Origin of the sequence: Parabacteroides sp. An277, assembly GCF_002159645.1 — a bacterium.
Taxonomy (GTDB): domain Bacteria; phylum Bacteroidota; class Bacteroidia; order Bacteroidales; family Tannerellaceae; genus Parabacteroides.
Genome location: NZ_NFJB01000027.1, coordinates 46,343 through 52,935, shown reverse-complemented (window position 1 = coordinate 52,935; position 6,593 = coordinate 46,343). Strand labels below are relative to the sequence as shown.

Annotated in this window: 4 protein-coding genes; all 4 read left to right on the top strand. The window is 48.2% G+C overall.

What is annotated here, in order from left to right:
* The first annotated feature begins 575 nt into the window (after nucleotides 1-575).
* A complete protein-coding gene (locus tag B5F77_RS11340; protein ID WP_087330823.1) occupies nucleotides 576-1,139 on the top strand; it encodes a hypothetical protein in 564 nt (187 codons plus the stop codon).
* A 111-nt stretch (nucleotides 1,140-1,250) separates the two neighbouring features.
* Entirely contained in the window at nucleotides 1,251-2,159 is a 909-nt protein-coding gene (gene miaA, locus B5F77_RS11335; protein ID WP_087330838.1) for a tRNA (adenosine(37)-N6)-dimethylallyltransferase MiaA, read from the top strand.
* Nucleotides 2,160-2,349: 190 nt separating this feature from the next.
* Nucleotides 2,350-4,965, top strand: coding sequence for a TonB-dependent receptor (locus B5F77_RS11330; protein ID WP_087330836.1), 2,616 nt, complete (start codon nucleotides 2,350-2,352; stop codon nucleotides 4,963-4,965).
* Nucleotides 4,966-5,001: 36 nt separating this feature from the next.
* Complete coding sequence (locus B5F77_RS11325) at nucleotides 5,002-6,420, top strand: hypothetical protein (protein WP_087330821.1); 1,419 nt, start codon at nucleotides 5,002-5,004, stop codon at nucleotides 6,418-6,420.
* Nucleotides 6,421-6,593 lie beyond the last annotated feature (173 nt).

Below are 6,593 nucleotides of genomic sequence, written 5' to 3'. Positions count from 1 at the left end.
TAAAATCAAACTATTCAGAGCAAACCTCAGAGGGGTTGCAGACAAGAAGTTCTTCTTATTCCGTATTGCAAAACTATATGCATATCCCCACTAAATTTCTACTGAGCCACTATTTCTTCTAAGAAATAGCTATATTTCGAAAACCAAGTGCTTGGTTTTGTATAAAAAGACTATATTTTAGAAGAAAAGTATCTTTCCATTCTAAATCATATATATTAGAAGAAAAAATAGATAGTTTACTTCTAAAAAACAATCGTTTTTTAGAAGTATATGAATCCATATTTCTAATAATGAAGACATATAAGAAGAAAAATCATCTTTCCTTCTAAAAAACATACTTTTTTATGAATAGCAAGTACTATTCCTTCTAAAAAACGATTTTCTTATTGAAAACCGAGGCCTCTCGCTTTATAAAAACGATCGTTTTTTAGAAGAAAAAGAGATAGGGAGAGGTTGTTCCCCCCTTTTTGAAAGGAAAATAGGTATTCGTACCGTTCATGAGGAAGAAATGTGCTTAACTTTACGTCCGTTTCAATTATTTTTCCTACTTTTGAGCCAACAAAAATAAAACAACAATGGTATTTAGATTCTTATTATTATCAGACGAAGTGGATGACTTTAAAAGAGAAATCCAAATTGATTCGGAAGCCACTTTTCTGGACTTACATAACGCGATTCTCGAATCTGTGAATTATACAAAAGACCAGATGGCATCCTTTTTTGTGTGTGACGACGACTGGAGCAAACGCACGGAAGTGACACTCGTAGAGATGGATACCTCTTCCGACGAGGACAACTACATCATGGAGGATACGCACCTCGACGAGCTGCTGACCGACGAGCACCAGAAGCTGCTCTACGTGTTCGACTACATGACGGAACGCGCCTTCTTTATGGAACTGCGCGAAATCATCCCAAACAAGACCCTGATGGATCCGGTCTGCACCAAGGCGAAGGGTACGCCTCCGGTACAAATCATGCCGTTGGATGAGTTTGACAATAAGATGAACACATCGACCGACATCGACTCTGATTTCTACGGCGATACGGAGTACGACATCGATGAATTGGACAAAGAGGGCTTCGAAGGGCTGGACAACGAATCGTTTGACAACCCCTACGACGACGACCGGTATTAAATGAATAATGAAACGGTAAAAATGAAAAACGTTTTCCGGGTGGATGTCTCTCCAAAGGAGTCGGTCCGGATGCGTTTTTCATTTTTGCCTTTTCATTTTTAATGGTTGCACGTGAATACATTGGTAATTTTGCTGGGACCGACAGGAGTCGGGAAGACGGAACTGAGCTTGCGCATCGCCGAATGGTTGGGTACGCCCATCCTCTCGGCCGACTCGAGGCAGCTCTACCGCGACCTTCCCATCGGGACGGCCGCCCCGACACCGGAACAATTAGCGCGCGTGCGGCATTACTTCGTCGGCACGCTCGGCCTCACAGATTACTACAGCGCGAGCCAATTCGAGACGGACGTCCTCTCTCTCCTACCTATATTATATAAGGAGCACGACGCGGTGGTGATGACCGGCGGAAGCATGATGTATATCGACGCCGTGACGAAGGGCATCGACGACATCCCGACCGTCCGGCCTGATATCCGCGAGCAGGTATGGGCCGATTACCACGCCAAAGGACTCGCACCCCTCTTGGAGGAGCTGCAAAAGGTAGACCCTGCGCATTACGAGGAGGTAGACCGGAATAATTACAAGCGGGTGGTCCATGCGATTGAAATCTGCCGGCAAACCGGACTCCCCTATTCCTCTTTCCGGACGCGGACACGCAAGGAACGCCCCTTCCGCATCCTACAAATCGGCCTGACGCGCGACCGCGAAGAACTGTGCGACCGCATCAATCGCCGCGTAAACCAGATGATGGCCGACGGATTGCTCGACGAGGCACGGCGCGTCTATCCCTTTCGCGAGTTGAACTCGCTCAACACCGTCGGATACAAGGAACTGTTCCAATACTTCGACGGAAACTGGACGCTCGACGAAGCCGTCGAGAAAATCAAACGAAACAGCCGCGTCTATGCCCGCAAGCAAATGACATGGTTCAAACGCGATGCCGAGATTAGCTGGTTCCATCCATCGCAAGAGGCAGAGATTCGTGCCTTTATCCAACAACAATTAGATAAGCCGCATTGACTATGGGATGCTAACCTGTTGCACCGAAAGCATGTAACCCGTTTGCAACCTTTTGGCAATGGCATTGTATCATTTTCTTCAAAATCCTGTTACAACATCCGTCTACCTTTGCACCCAGAAAAACAAGAGAAGGTAATACATGAGACGGTTTGTTTTGACGGCGGCATCTGTCATTTTAGGTTTGACGGAAATGGGTGCAGCCACTTATAAAGGTTATGTGAAGGACGCGAAAACAGGAGAAGAACTTATTGGCGCGACTATCTACATCAAAGAATATCCAAATATTGGTTCTACCACGGGATTGGACGGTTCGTTTGTAATCGACAATGTCCCCAACGCAGAGAAAATCACTATTGTATGCAGCTATATCAGCTATAAAACGATTGAAAAGACGATATCGGCTTCCACCACCGACCCCATCTTGTTCGATTTACCAGCAGACACGCAAATGCTGGACGAGGTGACGGTCATAGCGCATAATCCGGGCCGTACGGAAGCCGGTGCGCGGGGTATCGAGAAGCAAGCCATGAATGTGGTGAACGTCATGAGTGCGAAGGCTATCGAGTTGTCGCCGGATATCACCGTGGCGAACGTCATCCAGCGCATGTCTGGCGTGACAATTGAGCGAAACAGTAGCGGCGAAGGGCAATACGCCATCCTCCGTGGCATGGACAAACGCTATAACTATACGTTAATAAATGGCGTGAAAATCCCCAGCCCGGACAACAAGAACCGCTTCGTTCCTTTGGATATATTCCCATCTGAAATGTTGGACCGCTTGGAAGTGACGAAATCCCTTACTGCCAACATGGAGGGAGATGGCATCGGCGGTGCCGTCAATCTGATTATGAAGGATGCTCCAACGGAACGACAGTTTACCGCCAATATATCGACAGGCTACAACGCGATGTATTTCGGACGTGATTTCCAATCGTTCAACCACGGAGCTATTGTCAAGGAATCGCCCTACGAAGCCATGGGTAAACCGGAAGATTATCAAGTCACGGCAGACAATTTCCGGAACGACAACCTCCGCATGAAATGGAAACGCCCCGCACCGGATTTGACCGCCGGTCTTTCGTATGGCGACCGTTTCTTTGGCAACAAATTAGGCGTCATGTTGGCAGCCAGCTATCTGAATACTTATCGAGGAAAGGAAAGTCAACTCTATTATCAACCCGGTACCTCCCACAATGGAATCGAATACCGAAACTATTCGGCCCAACAGCAACGCATCGGAGCCCATGCGAAATTGGATTACCATATTACCCCACAACACAAACTCACTTGGTATAATGGATACATGGACATGAGCGAAGCCGAAGTGCGCGACGGAGAAGACGACAAGGAACGGGCTGTCCGCATGAAATACAACCACCAATACATCATCAACTCCACGCTGAAAGGCGAACATCATTTCTTAGAAGACAATGCGTTGAAGTTGAATTGGTCGGCAGTCCTTTCGAAAGCTTATAGCGAAACGCCGGACAATGCGGAAATCTTCCTGCAAGGAACGCACGTTTCCACTTCAGGAGCCGCTACACGTCGTTGGGAACATAATTCGGATCGCGATAAGGCTGGATACATTGATTTAAGTTATAAATGGGTATTGCCTAATGCGTCGGCGTTCGATTTCTCAGTCGGTGGTATGTATCGGGACAAGAAACGCGACAGCTTCTTCAACGAATATACATTCGATTCGGCAACCGGTGCACGTGACCCACAATATTTAGGCGAAGATTGGAATAATTTCGATGAAATCCTGCTCACGCCACGCCGCTACGGCAATATCGGAGACCCATTGAACTACGATGCATCTGAAAAGGTAGGCGCCGGGTATGGCATGGCGAAATATACGTTCAACCTATGGGAGTTCATCGCCGGTATCCGCGTCGAACATACAGACCAAGGTTATGTCTTGAAGTTCCCGCGCGATGTAGACCCGGAAGGGCATCAGAAATATACCGACGTCTTACCGAGTTTCCATGCCAAATACAATGTACACAAAAACGCGAACCTTCGCCTCTCGTATGCCCGTGCCATCAACCGGCCGAGTTTCTTCGAGATTGTACCGTATAGCATTATCAATGAAGATTACAAGGAAAAGGGTAATCCGGACCTGAAACATACGGTGGCCGACAATATAGACCTCCGCTACGAGTTCTTTCCGAAATCGTCCGAACAGTTTATGGTAGGGTTGTTTTATAAAAATATTCAAGACCCGATTGAATATGGTTTGATTAACGAAGGACAAGACACCTATTACCAACCGATGAACTTCGGCGATGCTACCAATCTCGGCTTGGAAGTAGACATCATGAAGTACTTCAACTGGTTTGGCATCAAGGCGAACTATACCTATACGCATTCCAAGGTCACGACAGACAAGCGCATCATGGAAGGTTCCGAGGTACGGAGCATCGAACAGTCGCGCCCGTTGTTTGGGCAGGCGGCACACGTGGCCAACCTCTCGCTCCTCTTTAAAGATACGAATCACGGTTGGGAAGGCCAATTGGCAGGCAGTTATACCGGCAAACGTTTAAGCGATATTTCCAACTGGTATGACGATGATATCTGGGAAGCAGGCTATTTCCAATTAGATGCTTCCGTAGAGAAGAGCTTCGATTGCGGCATCAGCATCTTCGCCAAAGCATCGAACCTGCTCGACGTGCCTTTGCTCCGCTACATCCAAAACGGACCGCGCACGGCCAACATCGATTATGAACGGCACGATGGCAATGTGATTGAACGCAAAGAATGGCATGGGCAATCCATTATGATTGGCGTTCGCTACAAATTGAAATAAACACAACAACCAATAACATTTTAAATACATCAAATTATGAATTTCAAGAATTACTTATTGATGGGCGCAGCTATGCTCGCCACAGCCACTTGCTTTACCGCATGTGATGAAGATGACCCTGTAAACAATGGAACCGAACAACCGGATACACCTGACACGCCGGATACCCCAGATACGCCGGAAGAACCGACCGACCCTTGGGCTAATGCCGACGTGGTAACGTGGCCGGGCGATACGGTAGTCAATCTGGACGACCATTTCGTGGTTCCCGAAGGCAAATCGTTGGTGATTGAGGCTGGTGCGCAGGTCATTTTCAATACAGCGGGTGTAGGCGTCAACCATACGCCGATTGAATTTACCGTGGATGGTAATCTCTATTGCGAAGGAACGGAAGAGGCACCGGTATTGTTCTCGGTTCCGGAAGCGGACCGCACGGAGGCTAACATTTTTGCCGGACTTTGGGGCGGTATCGTCGCTTCGGAAACGTGTGAGGAGATGTTGATTGACCATACCATTATCGAATACACCGGCGGACAAGTCGTAGAGGGTTCTCCGGCTGCCACTTCGGGTGTTTACACGGCGGGCGACGACGCTTATCCGCAGATTACGACGAACAACATCAACGGACGGTATGTCATCACGAACAACATCATCCGCAACGGATGGTCGGATGGTATTTACCTCATGGGCGGCGAGGCTATCATCGCCAACAACTTCTTTGCGGCGAATGGATACGACGGTGCGGAAGCTGTCAACGTGAAAGCCGGATGCAAAGTGGACGTGGCAGGCAACGTGATGTTCAGTCCGAATACCAACGGCTTGAAACTCTCCAGCTCCGGACAGAGCGAAACGCGTGCGCAGGCACTGGTTCAAGCGTATAACAACACCATCATCAATGCCGGTTGGCGTCGCGACGGCGAAAAGGGAGGTTGCATCTATGTCGAGAAAAACATCTTGGCCAATGTGTTCAACAACTTGATTGTAAACTGTAAGTTCCGTGCTATGACGCCGAGCTTCACGATTCCGAACGACCCGGAAGAGGGTTACGACGATAGCTCTGTCATCGACTATAACTTCTATGCGTCGGGTAGCCAGGAAAGCGACATTGTCTTCGATGAAGAATCGGGCGTGGCTTACGCTTGGCAAGGTTATAATTACGAGCACGAAGACTATAACGTAGGCGTGGTAGACGCGCACAGCATCATCGCAACCGAAGAGAATGGACAGAATCCGCAGTTTGTGAACTTCGACATCAACGCCGTTCCGCTTACGCAATACACCTACGACGAAGCCTGGGACTTCCACGTGAATGCGGGCTCTCCCGTCTTGACAGGTGCATGCACGGGCTCAGAAGAATTTGCCGCTCCGTATTTCTCCACGACAGGATTGACGGTAAACGGACAGACCTACACTTCGCCAGCCGTAGCAGCACAGTTTGGAGCGTATGCGGAATAAGCAGACATGCCCTATCTCAGGTAATCTTTGTTCCCTGGAATGCCAGGGAACAAAGAAACCGAAAATTTTTGAACACTGCATTTCAGAAGAACAAAGAAATCCAGGCTCCTTGAACACTGCGTTTCCAGAGAACAAAGAAATCCGAGTTCTTTGAACACCGCATTTCCAGAGAA